We start from the raw sequence: 14,719 nt of genomic DNA, 5'->3' as shown, positions 1-14,719 counted from the left end.
ACTCACGTCGCGGTTCGAGGCGGTGCGGCCAGCATCGCCTCGAACTGCGCGGAGCTGACATCCGCACGCGTGCCCGGGCTTTCGACCATGAACCGCATCGCGGACAGCACCGCGTTCGGATCGAGATTCCAGGCTTGCATCATCACGACGTAGCGGCGCGCGCTCGCGCCCGAGATCGTTGTCGGGTCCAGCGTGCGGAAACTGACGTAAGGGCGTGGACCGCGCCCGGAAGTGTCCTTGCCGCGCAACCGGGTGATCTCGCTCCACGGAATGCGCCAGGTATCGCCGCACGCCACGTATTCGGTCGTGAAGATCAGCGGTCGCCGGTTGGCCAGATTGCCGATTCCGATCGCCACGGCGAGCACGGTCAGGACTAGGCCCATCACCGTGAAAAGTGCGGTGTGCACCTCGAACCCGATCATGGTGATCCCGATCCCCGCCACGGTCAGCACGATCGACGCGGGCATGGCCTGATGCTTCCAGGGACGGCGCGGGACCGCGACACCGCCTTGGATGTGCTCGATCCGGGCCGGGGCGTTCCCGAAGATCGCCGTCAGCGGAATCATCAGGGCGAGTGAACCGACGAACACCACCCCGCCCCACGGCGCACCGGACGTGTGGGCCGCGACCGCGAACAATGCGGTCAGCACGCCCAGGACGAGGGTGAAGCCGACGCCGAAGGCGATGCCGGCGGCCGTGGACGAATTGCTCGGCGGCCAGCGCAGGACCCACCGATACCCGGTGGGAGTCGCGTCGGTGCCGGGGACTTCGTCGTACTGCGTGTTCATCGTGGCCCGAGCGTATCGACGACTCCCGGGCGGCGTGCCGTGGCCGGGTGGTGACGCGCCGCCGGGCGGGGTCGCTACCGTTGGCGGATGCCCAATGACCTGCCCGCGCGGCCGCGCGCCGACGCGGATTCGACCGAACGCCGATTGACCGTGGTGGATCAGGCGTTGCGGTTGTTCGCCGAAAAGGGTTACGAGGCAACGACGGTCGATGAGATCGCGGAGGCGGCGGGGATTTCGCGGCGGACGTTCTTCCGGCAGTTCCGGTCGAAGGAAGACGTGGTGTTCGCCGATCACGAGTCGCAGCTGGCGCGGGCGCGGGCGTTTCTGGATGCGGCGCAGGGGGATCCGTGGGATGCCGTGTGCGAGGCCGTGGTGGAGGTGTTCGAGCGGTTCACGCAGTGGCGGGAGATCGCGGCGCGGCGGTACGGGGTGGTGCGGCAGGTGCCGACCCTGCGGGAGCGGGAGATCGTGACCGTGTTCCGGTACGAGCGGTTGTTCACCGATTACCTGCGGCGGCGGTTGCAGGGCACCGCGGATCTGGCGCTGGTGCAGTTCACCGCGGCGGTGACGGCCACCCACAACTATCTGCTGCGGCGCATGGTCCGGGGTGAGTCGGCGGCGAGCCCGGCGGATCTGCGCGCGGCGCTGGCGGCGATTCCGCGCGGGGGACAGCGGATCGCGACGGCCGCCGAGGAGATGGTCGTGGCGGTATTCCCCCGTGATCTCTCCCCCCGGCAGGTCGCGGACCTGCTGGCTCAGCGTCTCGATACGCTGTGAGATATCCGGAGTGGCACAAATGACACTGCGTGCCACTCTTTTGTGAGCAAGTACCCGCACGTGGCCGCGATATCGCGGCGTATAGTGAACTTCGACTGGCACTGAGTGCCGCACAAGTTGGCGATGCTGGGCAACCAGCGGCGATCCCCCGACGACCAGGAGACACCCCATGGCGGGCAACCCCGATTTCAACTTGTTCCAGCTCGAGGACTTCCACCACGAGCTGCGCGAGGCCATCCGCGGCCTGTCCGAGAAGGAGATCGCCCCCTACGCGAAGGACGTGGACGGCAACGCCCGCTTCCCCGAGGAGGCGCTGACCGCCCTCAACGCGGCCGGCTTCAACGCCGTGCACGTGCCCGAGACCTACGGCGGCCAGGGCGCCGACTCGGTCGCCACCTGCATCGTGATCGAGGAAGTGGCCCGCGTCTGCGGTTCCTCCTCGCTCATCCCGGCCGTCAACAAGCTCGGCACCATGGGCCTGATCCTGAACGGTTCCGAGGAGCTCAAGCACAAGGTGCTCTCCGACATCGTCGCGGGCAAGATGGCCTCCTACGCGCTGTCCGAGCGTGAGGCCGGCTCCGACGCCGCCTCCATGCGCACCCGCGCCAAGGCCGACGGCGACGGCTGGATCATCAACGGCTCCAAGTGCTGGATCACCAACGGCGGCAAGTCCGACTGGTACACCGTCATGGCCGTCACCGACGCCGACAAGGGCGCCAACGGCATCTCCTCGTTCATGGTCCACAAGGACGACGAGGGCTTCGTGGTCGGCCCGCTCGAGCACAAGCTGGGCATCAAGGGTTCCCCGACCGCCGAGCTGTACTTCGAGAACTGCAAGGTCCCCGGCGACCGCATCGTCGGCGAGCCCGGCACCGGTTTCAAGACCGCCCTGCAGACCCTGGACCACACCCGCCCGACCATCGGCGCGCAGGCCGTCGGCATCGCGCAGGGCGCCCTGGACGCCGCGATCGCCTACACCAAGGACCGCAAGCAGTTCGGCAAGGCCATCGCCGACTTCCAGAACACCCAGTTCATGCTGGCCGACATGGCCATGAAGATCGAGGCCGCCCGCCTCATGGTCTACACCTCGGCCGCGCGCGCCGAGCGTGGCGAGAAGAACCTGGGCTTCATCTCCGCGGCCGCCAAGTGCTTCGCCTCGGATGTGGCCATGGAGGTCACCACCAACGCCGTCCAGCTCTTCGGCGGCGCGGGCTACACCACCGACTTCCCCGTGGAGCGCATGATGCGCGACGCCAAGATCACCCAGATCTACGAGGGCACCAACCAGATCCAGCGTCTGGTCATGTCGCGTCAGATCCTGCGCTGATCGTTCGCCGATAGGCGCGAGAACATCCGGAGGCGGTTCCGAGTTTCGACTCGGGCCGCCTCCGGTGTGTTGTGCGGTCCCCGCGGACCGGTGCGCTCTACTGCGACGGCTGCTGGGCCGCGGACAGGCCGGCGAGCAGGTTGCTGATCAGCTGGCCCACGGTCATGTTCGCGCTGCCGGTGCCGAGGGTGGACGGGCTGCAGGTGGCGCCGGAGGGCGCGGTCTGCACGACGTTGACCGAGAGCGGGCCCTCGGCGACGCCCGCGACGCCGGAGGCGCCGACGTACAGATTCCAGTTGCCCACGGCGCTCGTGGATCCGGTCACCGACTGCGACGGCGTCCACTGGAAGGTGACGTCCTGGCCCGAGGTGTAGGTCACCGGCGCGGACCACCAGGTGTTGGTCCCGTTGACGGCCTGCAGCACGAAGCTGGACGCACCGGACTGCGAGGCCATCTGCTGCGCGTCGGCCGACGGGAAGGTGATGGTGTAGGTGGTGCTGACGCAGTAGGCCGTCGAGGAGGTGATGGCCAGCTGCGCGGACGCGGCCGGAGCCATCGCGATGGTCACGCCGGCGACGGCCGCGGCACCGGCGGCGCCGGTGAGCGAGCGAGCAAGGACCGACTTCTTCATAAGGTCTGTTCTCCCAGTTGTCGAAAACCCCTGGGTGAAGGGGGCTCCCGGACGCTAGCGAGCACACCGTTCCCCACGCTATGAAATCTGTGCTTTTCACAGCGGACTGCCAGTTCCGTGCCCCCCTCTTCGGGGGCGCACGGTGCGCGTCCTGCACGGCGTGGCGGCCTTCAGCGCGCGTCGTGCCGGGCGTCGCCGCGAAATCTGTTCAGTAGCTGGAGAATTGCTCCGAGGGGCTGTTCGCCGCCGATGTGCGACGGGGTGGTTCGCCGGGGCTTTTCTTTACGGCTTCCTCAGGTAAAGCACGGGTTTGAGGGCTGTTCGGGTGGGAATACCGGGGGCACTATGGAGCCATGGCCGGAGTCGAAATCAACGACACCTTCGTCCGGCGCACGTTGGCCGACGGACGGGTGGAAGAGGTCGCGTGGACGGAACTGGCAGAGGTGCGGATCATTACGGCGGCGGACGGACCGTTCGCCGGCGATGTGTTCTTCGTGTTGATCGGGTCTACCGGTAAGGGTTGCGTGGTGCCGTATTCGGCGGCCGACACCGCATTCCTGACGAAACTGCAGTCTCTGCCCGGTTTCGACGACGCCAAGGTGGGGGAGGCGATGGTGGGCAGCGCCGACCGGCATTTCCGGGTCTGGCAGCGCCGGCACCATCGCGCGAATTAAGCCACCAGATCGGCGTATTCGGGGTGCTCCCCGATGTACTTCTCGACGTACCAGCAGGTCGGAATGATCGAGAAGCCTTCCGCGCGCGCATCGTTCAACGCGAACTCGACCACCTGCGCGGCCACGCCGCGGCCCCGGAACTCGGGAAAGGTGAGCGTGTGCTGGATATCGCGAACCTTGGTGTCGCCGTCGACGCGTTCGGCGTAGTCGGCGTAGCCCGCCAGCGTGCCGTCGAGGTAGATCTCGTACCGGGTCGCGTCGGCATTGTGTTCCAGCTTCGTGCTCATGACCTGTGTGAACTCCCTTGTGAAGCGGATTGTTCCTAAAGGGGTTTGGGGGCTCAGCCCCCAACGGCCCTCAGCAGGGTAGAGCCCCGCTCATAAGACCGCGCCCGGGTTGAGTATCCCGTGTGGATCCAGCGCATCCTTGATGCGGCGCGTGAGTGCCATCACGTCGGGACCCAGCTGGTCCGGTAACCAGGGCTTTTTCAAGCGGCCGACGCCGTGTTCCCCGGTGATGGTGCCGCCCAGTCCGATGGCCAGGTCCATGATCTCGCCGAACGCCAGGTGGGCGCGTTCGGATTCCTCGGGATCGGAAGGGTCGTGGACGATCAGCGGATGGGTGTTCCCGTCGCCCGCGTGCGCGATGACGGAGATGAGCACTCGCCGGTTCGCCGCGATGTCGGCGATCCCGGTGACCAGGTCGCCGAGTCGGGGGAGCGGGACTCCGACGTCCTCGAGCAGCAGCGGTCCTTTGCGTTCCACTGCCGGAATGGCGAATCGTCGTGCCGCGCAGAAGGCTTCGCCCTCATCGGGGTCGTCGGTGCGGAAAGCCTCGGTCGCCCCGGCTTTTTCACAGGCCGCCAGCATGATGTCGGCCTCGTGACCGGCATGCTCGCCGGGCGCGTCGGACCGCGCCACCAGCAGCCCCGCCGCCTGCCGATCGAGCCCCATGCGCAGCTCGTCCTCGACCGCGTTGATGGCCACCGAATCCATGAATTCCAGCATGGAGGGCCGCAATTGGCCGGTGATGGCCAGAATCGCGTCGGTCGCGGCGGTCAGGGTGGGGAAGGTTGCGACCACCGTGGACTGCGGCGGCTGCGCGGGCAGCAGCCGCAGCGTCAGCTCGGTGATGATGCCCAGTGTGCCTTCGCTGCCCACGAACAGCTTGGTCAGCGACAGTCCCGCCGAGTCCTTGAGTCGCGGCCCGCCCAGCCGCACCGCGGTCCCGTCTGCCAGCACGACCTCCATGCCGAGCACGTAATCGGTTGTGACGCCGTATTTCACGCAGCACAGCCCGCCCGCGTTGGTGGCCGCGTTCCCGCCGATCGAGCAGATCTCGAACGAGGACGGATCCGGCGGATACCACAGCCCGTGTTCGGCCACGGCCCGCTTGACCTCGGCGTTCAGCAGTCCGGGCTGCACGATCGCGGTCCGCGTGACGGTGTCGACGCTGATGTCCCGCATCTTCTCGGTGCTCAGCAGCAGCGCCCCGTTCTGCGCGGTCGCCCCACCGGAGAGCCCGGTCCCCGCCCCGCGCGGCACGATCGGCACCCGATGCTCATGCGCCCACCGCACGGTCGTCGCGACCTGTTCGGTGGTCAGCGGCCGGACCAGCGCGAGCGCGATCCCCGCGTCGGGATCCAGCGCCCGATCCTGCCGATATCCGCCCAGCACATCGGGATCCGTCACCACCATGCCGTCCGGCAGCAGGGCGCGCAGACCTTCGAGGTCGTTGTGGGGGTTCGGGGCCGTAGCCCCTGAGAGTCCCGAGAGTTGGTCAGGTTCCACAATGCAGAAACTACGGGCTCCGGAGCCTTTTGTCCGGAACCCGTGGTTTCTGATGGGGAGCTCTCAGCGAGCGGTCGACGCCTTCGGCAGTGCGAGGGCGGCGGCGAGCACGAGCGCCAGCACCGCGACTCCGCCCAGCGCGGCCATCTCCATGGCCGTCACATACGACCCGGTCCCGCGGCTCGCGCCGAGCGCGCTGAAGAAGATCACCCCGAGAACCGTTGCGCCGATGGCGTTCCCGAACTGCTGCGAGGTGGTCAGCACTCCGGCCGCCATGCCCGCCTGCCGCGCCGGAATGCCCGACGAGAGCACGGCCCCGACGACCGAGGGAATGGTGAGCCCGTTGCCGGTGCCGACGATCATCATGCCGGGGATCAGCGCGAGCGCGGTGACGTCGCTGCCCATGGTGGTCAGCACGATCAAGGTGATCGCGAGCCCGGTGAGGCTGGTCAGTGTCCCGACCACCATCACCCGGTTGCCGATCCGGGCCGCGACCCGAGGCGCGAGGAAGAACGAGCTGCCCGCGAAGCACAGACCCAGCGGCGCGAACGCCAATCCCGCCGTGAGCGGCGACAATCCGAGCCCGTTCTGCAGCATGAGGGTCAGGCACAGCATGAACCCGGCGAAGAAGGTCAGGTATCCGCCCGCGATCACCAGCCCGAGGCTGAATCCGCGCTCGCGCACCATGCCGGTGTCGAGCACCGGTTCGCCGCCGCGCGCCGTGAGCCGGTTCTCGTAGCGCAGGGTGAGCAGGAGCACCGGGATCGAGGCCAGCATGCTGACCCAGGTCCAGACCGGCCAGCCCTCGGGACGGCCCAGCGTGATCGGCACCAGCAGCAGCGCCAGCGCGGCCGAGATGCCCAGCGCCCCGATCGGGTCCAGCTTCGGCCGGTGGGTCTGCTCGTGCCGGGGCAGCCAGCGCGCGGCCAGCACGGCGGCGACCAGTCCGATGGGCACGTTGATGTAGAAGATGCTCCGCCAGCCCCAGCCGAACAGGTCGAGGTCGAGCAGCACGCCGCCGAGCACCTGGCCCGAGACCGCGCCGATGCCGATGGTGGCGCCGAAAGCCGCCATGGCCCTCGGCCGTTCGTTCGGCGGGAACATGGTGTTGATGAGCGCCAGCATCTGCGGCACCATGAGCGCCGCGGTGCCGCCCTGCAGGACGCGGCAGGCGACCAGGGCCCACGCGTTGGGCGCGAGTCCGCACAGCAGTGAGGCGGCGGTGAAGGCGAGCATGCCGATCACGAACAGTCGCCGGTGTCCGTGCAGGTCGCCGAGGCGGCCGCCGGTGATCAGGCCCGAGGCGTAGGCGAACCCGTAGCCGCCGACGATGAGTTCCAGCGCCGACTCGCCGGCGTGCAGGTCGTGTTGCAGCGAGGAAGCGGCGACGTTGACGACGAACCAGTCGAACATCGCCATGAACATGGCGCTGAGGATGACGGGCAGGACTCGCCAGCGGGCGGCGTACTCGAGGGTGCCGGTCGCGACGGGAATCGTTGCGGCGGGCCGATTTTCGAGAGTGGTCACGTCGTTCTCCCGAACGTGGAGGGGATGGGAGGCGGTGGCGCGCCATTGCGCCTGGCGTTCTGGCCGGCATTGCGCCGGAAGCTCGAGTCTTGTAACTAACCGGTTGGTTGTGAGTATTCCACCCGGATCCCCCGTCTTGTCAACCAGTTAGTTGGTTACCATCGAGGGCATGGCAGGCATCAGGGATCCCGAGGCCACGAAGGCGCGCATCTTCGAGGCCGCGACCGCGGAATTCGCGCAGTACGGCATCGCCGGCGCGCGCGTCGACCGCATCGCCCGCAATGCCAAGGCCAACAAGCAGCTGATCTACGCCTACTTCGGCGACAAGGAGAAGCTGTTCCACCAGGTCCTGGAGAAGACCATGATGGCCGTCGCCGGTTCGGTCACCACCGATATCGAGGACCTCGACACCTGGATCGACCAGCACATCGACTATCACCGCGACCATCCGGAACTGCTGCGCCTGCTGCAGTGGGAGGCCCTGGAACTCGGGCGGGAGAACGCCTCGGCGGGCGAATTGCGCTGCGGCCGTTACCTGGAGAAGCGCCAGAAGGTCGAGGTGGCGCAGGGTAAGGGCCTGATGCGCACGGACATGCCGTCCGGCCAGGTGCTCATGCTGCTCATGTCGATGATCAACTATCCGATGGCGGTTCCGCAGGTCGCCGAATTCACGCTGGGCCCGAACATCGATCCGGAAGAACAGCGCGCCTGGATCAAGGACGCCATTCGCCGCATCGTCGCGCCCCCGGCGTCGGACCCGGACGCCGGGACGTAACCGCCCGTCTTCGCGCAGTACACTGCGGCCGTGTCCGATGCCAAGCTAGAGATCCAGATGCTGCACGACCGAGTCATGGTCAAGCTCAACCCGGAAGCGGGTGAGCGCCGCAGCAGTGGTGGCATTCTCATTCCGGCCACCGCCCAGGTGGCCAAGCGGCTGTCGTGGGGTGAGGTGTGCGGGGTGGGCTCCCACGTCCGCGCGGTGAGCGTAGGCGACCAGGTGCTGTTCAGCGCCGACGACCAGTTCGAAGTGGAGATCCAAGCCCAGGCGTATTACGTACTGCGCGAACGCGATCTGCACGCCGTGGCCAACTCGCACCCCGAGCACGGCACCGGTCTGTACCTCTAGCGCTCCGATGACGAACGGCCCGTGCCCTTTTCGGGGCACGGGCCGTTTCCGTGGGTGAGCGGGTCAGACCTGCTTCAGGATGCCGCCGTCGATGACGTGATCCGCGCCGTTGATGATGGCGGCCCGTTCCGAGGCCAGGAAAGTCACCAGCGCGGCCACCTCCGAGGGTTCGGCGATGCGGCCGGAGGAGATGTCGAACTGGGTGGGAATGGCATCGAGGAACTGCTCATGGCTGACGCCGTTGGCGGCGGCCAGCTTCGCGCCGAGATGGTCGGAGCCGCGCCAGATGTCGGTGCCGACCGGCCCGGGCGAAATGGTGTTCACCCGTACGCCCTGCGGTCCGAACTCCTCGCTGAGCCGCTTGCTGAAGTTGGTCAGCGCGGCCTTGGATTCGCTGTAGCCGACCGGTCCCTTGGCCGGGATGCGGGCATTGATCGAGGACACCGTCAGCACCGCGCCGCGCCGTTCGACAATGCTCGGCAGCGCCGCGCGGGTGGTCGTCACGACGCCGAACAGGTTGAGGTCGAACAGCTTTCGCCACTGGTCGTCCGGGGTGTCGAGGAAGCCGCCGAGGATCAGCTGGTCGGGGTCGCCGCCGCCGACATTGTTGACCAGGATGTCGATGCCGCCCAGTTCGGCCAGGGCCGCCTCGACCGCCGCGGTCGCGCCCTCGGTGGTGCTCAGGTCGGCGGAAACGGTTGCCGCCGCGACCTTTTCGAGCTCGGGCGAGATGTTTCGGGCGACGCCGACGACGCGCACGCCCTCATCGTTGAGCGCTTCGGCGACGGCCAGCCCGATGCCCCGGCTCGCGCCGGTGACGAGTGCGGTCTTGCCGCTGAGTCCGAGATCCATGATCCGTACCTTTCTTGAACTGAAGGTCAAAAATTGGGGTAAAGGAAAAGGCCGCAGACCGCGGCCCGGGATTCAGAGGGTGGACAGTGTGGTGTCGATGATCCGATACAGGGTGTCGGGCTCCGACACCTTGGCGGTGATGCGAAGTCCGCCAATGGTATTCATCAGAAATTCGGCGTAGGCCCGGGTGTCGAGGTCGGCGCGGACATCGCCGTCTCGCTGACCTCTTTCGAGTCGTTCGGTGAACGCCTCGATCATGGACTCGTACCCGTCGTTGACGGCCTTGGTGGCCTCCGCGTCGTGTCCGGCGAGTTCCAGGGCCGTGTTCACCAGCAGGCACCCCCGCCGAACCGGAGGTTCGAACTCGGTGTCCACGGTGTACCGCATCCAGGCCCGGAACCGCTCCCGGGTCGAACCGGGCTGGGACAGCGTCTCTCTCGCGAGCTCGGAGCCCATCCGGTTGTACCGGGCCATGGCCAGGTCGAACAGTTCTCGCTTACTCCCGAAGGTGTTGTAGAGGCTGCCTTTCCCGATCCCGGTGGCCTCCGCGAGCTGTGCGGGCGAGCACCCCGCGTATCCATGGGTCCAGAACGCCTCCATCGCACGATCCACCACGGTGTCCGTCTCGAAGTTGCGCGGCCTGCCCATGATTGGAACTCTAGAAGTTCTAGACCTCCGGGTCAAGAACTCTGGAAGAGAAATCGGCCCGCGTCGTGAGACGCGGGCCGATTGTCTTGTCGCGGGGGATAACCCGTGCTTACAGCGCCTTCAGTTCCTCGGTGACCGCGCCGACGGACTTCTTGGCGTCGCCGAACAGCATGGAGGTGTGGTCGGCGTAGAACAGCGGGTTGTCGATGCCCGCGAAGCCGGAGTTCATCGAGCGCTTCAGGACGATGACCGACTTGGCCTGGTCGACGTTGAGCACCGGCATGCCGTAGATGGGGGACGAGGCGTCCTCGCGGGCGGCCGGGTTGGTGACATCGTTCGCGCCGATCACCAGGGCCACGTCGGTACGGGCGAATTCGCCGTTGATGTCGTCCATTTCCTTCATGGCGTCGTAGGACACCTCGGCCTCGGCCAGCAGCACGTTCATGTGGCCGGGCATACGACCGGCGACGGGGTGGATGGCGTACTTGACCTCGACGCCCTTGGCCTCGAGCAGGGCCGCCATCTCCTTGACCGCGTGCTGGGCCTGGGCCACGGCCATGCCGTAGCCGGGGACCACGATGACCTGGTTGGCGTAGGCCATCTGGATGGCGGCGTCGGCGGCGGAGGTGGCCTTGGCCTGCTTCTGCTCGCCGGAGCCGGACGCGCCGGGAGCGGCTGCGCCGCCGCCGAATCCGCCCGCGACGATGGCCGGGATGGACCGGTTCATGGCCTTGGCCATGAGGTTGGTCAGGATGGTGCCGGACGCGCCGACGATCATGCCCGCCACGATCATGGCGGTGTTGTCCAGCGCCAGACCGGCTGCGGCCGCGGACAGACCGGTGAGGGCGTTGAGCAGGGAGATGACGACCGGCATGTCCGCGCCGCCGATGGGTAGCACCACCATCAGGCCGAGGATGCCCGCGAGCACCAGCAGCGCGATCATCCAGTACTGCGGCACACCGTCATTGGTCGCGCCGATGCCGATGACCACGGCCGCGGCGATGGCCCCGGCGAGCAGCAGCAGGTTCAGCGGCTGCTGCAGGCGGCCGACGCTGATCGGCTTGCCCGACAGCAGCTCCTGCAACTTGGCGAAGGCGATGATCGAGCCCCAGAACGACACCGAGCCGATGATGGCCGCGAACAGCGAGCCGATCACGATGTGCACCGAGGGCTGCTCGTGCACCTTGGAAAAGCCCTTGGTGTCGATGAATTCGGCCCAGGCGATGAGTGCGACCGTGCCACCGCCGACGCCGTTGAACGCGGCGACCAACTGCGGCATGGCGGTCATCTTGGTGAACTTGGCGGGCGGCACGCCGAGGCCGATGCCCACGACGAGGCCCGCGACGATGATGATCCAGTTGTTGGTGTCGCGAATGGAGATCAGTGTCGCGACGACCGCGATCACCATGCCGACGGCCGCGATCAGGTTGCCGCGCACCGCGGTCTTGGGGCCGGTCAGGCCCATCAGACCGTAGATGAACAGCGCGAACGCGACGATGTAGAGAATATTGACCAGATTGTCCATGGGTTACTTGCCCGCCTTCTCTTGCGCAGCAGGCTTCTTCGCCTTGAACATGCCCAGCATGCGGTCGGTGACCACGAAACCACCGATGACGTTCAGGGTTCCGAACACGACGGCGACGAACAGGATGATCTGCATCAGCACCGAGGGATGCTGGACCTTGCCGAACACCACCAGCGCGCCGAGCACCACGATGCCGTGAATGGCGTTGGTGCCCGACATCAATGGGGTGTGCAAGGTGTTGGGCACCTTGGAGATCACGGCGAAGCCCACGAACCCGGACAGCACCAGGATCGCGATGTTCGCCAGCAGTTGGGTGTACATCAGGCTTCCACCTTCTGAGCGCTCTGCTCGCTCCGCTCGCGCGTGACGCAGGAATCCGCCAGCACCTGGTCCTCGAAATCGGGTGCGAGGGCACCGTCTTTCAGCATGAGTTCGAGCAGGGCGGCGATGTTCTTGGAGTACAGCTCGCTGGCGTGTTCCGGCATGGTGGCCGGCAGGTTCAGCGGCGAGGCGATGGTGACGCCGTGGCGCACAACGGTTTTACCGGGTTCGGTCAGTTCGCAGTTACCGCCGGTCTCACCGGCCAGATCCACGATCACGCTGCCGGGCTTCATGCCCTCCACGGCGGCGGCGGTCACCAGGCGCGGGGCCGGGCGACCCGGGACGAGCGCGGTCGTGACGACCACGTCGAATCCCTTGATGGCATTCTCCAAAGCCTGCTGCTGCGCGGCTTTTTCGTCGTCGGTGAGCTCGCGGGCGTAGCCGCCCTCACCGGCGGCATCGATGCCCAGGTCGAGCCACTGCGCGCCGACCGAGCGCACCTGGTCGGCGACCTCGGGACGCACGTCGTAACCGGTGGTCCGGCCACCGAGGCGCTTGGCGGTGGCCAGCGCCTGCAGACCGGCGACACCCACGCCGAGGACCAGCACGGTGGCGGGCTTCACGGTGCCCGCGGCGGTGGTCAGCATGGGGAAGAATCGGGTGGATTCCGACGCGGCGAGCAGCACGGCCTTGTAACCGGCGACATTCGCCTGCGAGGACAGCGCGTCCATCACCTGGGCGCGGGAGATACGCGGAATCGCTTCCACGGCAAAGGCTTGCACGCCCGCGGACTTCAGCGCGCCGATCTTGTTGTCGGCATTGCGGGGCGCGAGGAAGCCGATCAGCGTCTGCCCGGCCGACAGCTTCGCGATCTCGGCGTCATTGGGCGGGGCTACCTTCACGACCACCTCGGCGGACCACGGATCACCCAGCGTCGCACCGGCTTCGGTGTACGCCTCGTCGGGAATCAATGCGCCCAGACCGGCACCGGCCTCGACGACCACTTCCACACCCTGCTTCAGCAGTGCGGGAATGATCTTCGGCACCAATGCGACGCGTCGTTCGTCCGGGTTCGTCTCACGAACCACTCCGACGCGCGCACCGCGGGGCGCAGCGGTCTGTGCGCTCTGCGTTGTGTCCACTTGTCAAACTTCCTTCTCGTGGTGAGCCCAGGCCACCCTGTCGGTATGGGCCGAATCACCGGTCCAACGGTGGGCCGAACTTACTTGCTAGTAAGTTCGTGAGAATTCTCGCAACTGTACCTGGTTCGCGGTGAGCGTAGCGGAGATGCCCATCACATGGTGTGGCGAGAAAACCGGACAACTCCATGCTCGGCCGGGGTCGGCTGCTGGACAAGTGCGAACATTTCGCTCAGCTACTGACCGGTAGGTGTGTTGCCGGTTGTGCTCGCATCGGGGTCGGTTAGGGGGTGTCGCACATCACCTGTACGCCGTAATGTCTGCGTCGTGAGTGGCTGCATCTTCTGCCGGATCGTCGCGGGCGACGCACCCGCGACCAAGATCTTCGAGGACGACACCCTGCTGGCGTTCCTCGATATCCGGCCCATCACCCGCGGGCACACTTTGGTCATTCCCAAGCGCCACGCCACCGATCTCGACGAACTCGATCCGGCCATGGGCGCTCTGCTGTTCTCCTTCGGCCATCGCCTGGCGAAATCCATGCGGCGCGCCGGACTCGCGGCCGACGGCGCGAACCTGCTGATCAACGATGGCAAGGCCGCGTTCCAGACCGTCCATCACGTGCACCTGCACGTGATCCCGCGCCATCACGGCGACATCCTGCGTTTCGCCAAGGGTTTCGTGCTGCGCCGCCCGCACGACACCGACCACACCGCCGCGGCACTGCGATCCGGCCTGGACCGGCTCGCCGAGGAAGAAAGGGAGACCACCGCATGACCGACACGGTGCCCGACCGCGCCGAGATCACGGCCCTGTTGTCCGACCAGTGGGACGCCCTTACCCGGCTGGTGGACGGCCTGGACGAAAGCGCTTGGCGCACGGCCTCACCCCTGCCGGGCTGGACGGTGTTCGACATCCTGGCCCACGTGATCGGGGTCGAGTCCATGCTGCTGGGCGATCCGACCCCCGACCTGGAGGTCGAGGGTGAGCACATTCGCAACGACATCGGCGCGCTCAACGAGAAGTGGATCGCCTCGCTGCGTCCGCTCACCGGTTCCCAACTGCTGGAACGGTTCCTGGAGGTGACCGGCCGCCGGTTGAAGGCGCTGGAGCAGACCGCCTCCGAGGCGTGGGCCGAGCTGGTCCCGACCCCGGTCGGCATGGCCCCCTACGGCCGATTCATGCGCATCCGCCTGTTCGACTGCTGGATGCACGAGCACGATATCGCCGATGCGCTGGGCGTTTCCGTCGACGAGGGTGGCTCCCGCGGCGCGGAGGCGTTCGAGGAACTGCTGCCCGCCCTGGGGCGTGCCGCGGTCAAGGGCGCGGGCGCCCCGGATGGTTCGCGCATCACCTTCGACATCACCGGGTCGGTGTCGCGGCAACTCCATGTGGCGGTCGAAGGCGGGCGCGCCAGCCTCGTCGACACCCTCGATGCCCCGGCCACGGTCGTGATCACGCTGGCCTCGGGGCTGTTCGCCCGCTTGCGCGGCGGTCGTATCCGGGCCGAGGACCACACGGCGGAGATCACGCTCGCCGGTGACACGGACCTCGGCAACCGCCTGGTCCACAGCCTCGCTTTCACCATCTGATT

17 protein-coding genes are annotated in these 14,719 nt (G+C 67.2%); 7 read left to right on the top strand and 10 right to left on the bottom strand.

Translation table 11 applies throughout. From position 1 onward, the window contains the following. Positions 1 to 2 precede the first annotated feature (2 nt). Complete coding sequence (locus GPX89_RS15875; RefSeq protein WP_157388366.1) at positions 3 to 788, bottom strand: hypothetical protein; 786 nt, start codon at positions 786 to 788, stop codon at positions 3 to 5. A gap of 87 nt (positions 789 to 875) precedes the next feature. On the opposite strand from GPX89_RS15875, the gene GPX89_RS15870 reads away from it, so the two are divergent. Both GPX89_RS15870 and GPX89_RS15865 read left to right on the top strand, forming a co-directional pair. After that, positions 876 to 1,565, top strand: a complete 690-nt coding sequence (locus GPX89_RS15870) for a TetR family transcriptional regulator (RefSeq protein WP_157388365.1) — start codon at positions 876 to 878, stop codon at positions 1,563 to 1,565. Positions 1,566 to 1,734: 169 nt separating this feature from the next. Further along, positions 1,735 to 2,892, top strand: a complete 1,158-nt coding sequence (locus tag GPX89_RS15865; protein ID WP_157388364.1) for an acyl-CoA dehydrogenase — start codon at positions 1,735 to 1,737, stop codon at positions 2,890 to 2,892. Between the two features lie 97 nt (positions 2,893 to 2,989). Here the strand turns inward: GPX89_RS15865 and GPX89_RS15860 are convergent, their stop codons facing one another. Next, on the bottom strand, positions 2,990 to 3,523 hold the full coding sequence (locus GPX89_RS15860) for a hypothetical protein (protein WP_157388363.1): 534 nt from the start codon (positions 3,521 to 3,523) through the stop codon (positions 2,990 to 2,992). Positions 3,524 to 3,876: 353 nt separating this feature from the next. Here GPX89_RS15860 and GPX89_RS15855 point away from each other — a divergent pair, with 353 nt between their 5' ends. Continuing rightward, positions 3,877 to 4,197, top strand: a complete 321-nt coding sequence (locus GPX89_RS15855) for a hypothetical protein (RefSeq protein ID WP_157388362.1) — start codon at positions 3,877 to 3,879, stop codon at positions 4,195 to 4,197. On the opposite strand, the gene GPX89_RS15850 is transcribed toward GPX89_RS15855, so the two are convergent. The 3 genes from GPX89_RS15850 to GPX89_RS15840 all read right to left on the bottom strand — a co-directional run bounded on the left by GPX89_RS15850 (position 4,194) and on the right by GPX89_RS15840 (position 7,514). Continuing rightward, positions 4,194 to 4,484 carry a GNAT family N-acetyltransferase gene (locus GPX89_RS15850; protein ID WP_157388361.1) on the bottom strand — a complete coding sequence of 97 codons (291 nt, stop codon included), beginning with the start codon at positions 4,482 to 4,484 and terminating at the stop codon, positions 4,194 to 4,196. The genes GPX89_RS15855 and GPX89_RS15850 overlap by 4 nt on opposite strands. Before the next feature lie 90 nt (positions 4,485 to 4,574). Further along, positions 4,575 to 5,894, bottom strand: coding sequence for an FAD-binding oxidoreductase (locus tag GPX89_RS15845; RefSeq protein WP_157389077.1), 1,320 nt, complete (start codon positions 5,892 to 5,894; stop codon positions 4,575 to 4,577). Positions 5,895 to 6,050: 156 nt separating this feature from the next. After that, on the bottom strand, positions 6,051 to 7,514 hold the full coding sequence (locus GPX89_RS15840) for an MFS transporter (protein WP_328601884.1): 1,464 nt from the start codon (positions 7,512 to 7,514) through the stop codon (positions 6,051 to 6,053). 169 nt (positions 7,515 to 7,683) lie between these two features. On the opposite strand from GPX89_RS15840, the gene GPX89_RS15835 reads away from it, so the two are divergent. Together GPX89_RS15835 and GPX89_RS15830 are read left to right on the top strand one after the other, a co-directional pair. Next, positions 7,684 to 8,289, top strand: coding sequence for a TetR/AcrR family transcriptional regulator (locus GPX89_RS15835; protein ID WP_157388360.1), 606 nt, complete (start codon positions 7,684 to 7,686; stop codon positions 8,287 to 8,289). A 30-nt stretch (positions 8,290 to 8,319) separates the two neighbouring features. Continuing rightward, a complete protein-coding gene (locus GPX89_RS15830; protein WP_328601883.1) occupies positions 8,320 to 8,640 on the top strand; it encodes a co-chaperone GroES in 321 nt (106 codons plus the stop codon). A gap of 63 nt (positions 8,641 to 8,703) precedes the next feature. Here GPX89_RS15830 and GPX89_RS15825 read toward each other — a convergent pair whose 3' ends face one another. From GPX89_RS15825 to GPX89_RS15805, 5 genes are all read right to left on the bottom strand, one after another. Further along, a complete protein-coding gene (locus tag GPX89_RS15825; protein ID WP_157388359.1) occupies positions 8,704 to 9,492 on the bottom strand; it encodes an oxidoreductase in 789 nt (262 codons plus the stop codon). 72 nt (positions 9,493 to 9,564) lie between these two features. Then, positions 9,565 to 10,140, bottom strand: a complete 576-nt coding sequence (locus GPX89_RS15820; protein ID WP_157388358.1) for a TetR/AcrR family transcriptional regulator — start codon at positions 10,138 to 10,140, stop codon at positions 9,565 to 9,567. 109 nt (positions 10,141 to 10,249) lie between these two features. Further along, positions 10,250 to 11,665 carry an NAD(P)(+) transhydrogenase (Re/Si-specific) subunit beta gene (locus GPX89_RS15815; protein WP_157388357.1) on the bottom strand — a complete coding sequence of 472 codons (1,416 nt, stop codon included), beginning with the start codon at positions 11,663 to 11,665 and terminating at the stop codon, positions 10,250 to 10,252. A 3-nt stretch (positions 11,666 to 11,668) separates the two neighbouring features. Continuing rightward, positions 11,669 to 11,986 carry an NAD(P) transhydrogenase subunit alpha gene (locus GPX89_RS15810; RefSeq protein WP_157388356.1) on the bottom strand — a complete coding sequence of 106 codons (318 nt, stop codon included), beginning with the start codon at positions 11,984 to 11,986 and terminating at the stop codon, positions 11,669 to 11,671. Continuing rightward, the gene (locus GPX89_RS15805) at positions 11,986 to 13,128 is read right to left on the bottom strand and encodes a Re/Si-specific NAD(P)(+) transhydrogenase subunit alpha (protein ID WP_328601882.1); all 1,143 of its coding nucleotides are present in this window, start codon (positions 13,126 to 13,128) and stop codon (positions 11,986 to 11,988) included. Before GPX89_RS15805 ends, GPX89_RS15810 begins: the two co-directional genes overlap by 1 nt. 324 nt (positions 13,129 to 13,452) lie before the next feature. On the opposite strand from GPX89_RS15805, the gene GPX89_RS15800 reads away from it, so the two are divergent. Both GPX89_RS15800 and GPX89_RS15795 read left to right on the top strand, forming a co-directional pair. Further along, positions 13,453 to 13,902, top strand: a complete 450-nt coding sequence (locus tag GPX89_RS15800) for an HIT family protein (RefSeq protein WP_328601881.1) — start codon at positions 13,453 to 13,455, stop codon at positions 13,900 to 13,902. Then, complete coding sequence (locus GPX89_RS15795) at positions 13,899 to 14,717, top strand: maleylpyruvate isomerase family mycothiol-dependent enzyme (protein WP_157388354.1); 819 nt, start codon at positions 13,899 to 13,901, stop codon at positions 14,715 to 14,717. Before GPX89_RS15800 ends, GPX89_RS15795 begins: the two co-directional genes overlap by 4 nt. The last annotated feature ends 2 nt before the right edge of the window (positions 14,718 to 14,719 follow it).

This window comes from Nocardia terrae, from assembly GCF_009760405.1.
Taxonomy (GTDB): Bacteria; Actinomycetota; Actinomycetes; order Mycobacteriales; family Mycobacteriaceae; genus Nocardia; species Nocardia terrae.
The sequence above is the reverse complement of the archived record's forward strand: the minus strand, read 5'-3'. Positions and strand labels throughout refer to the sequence as shown.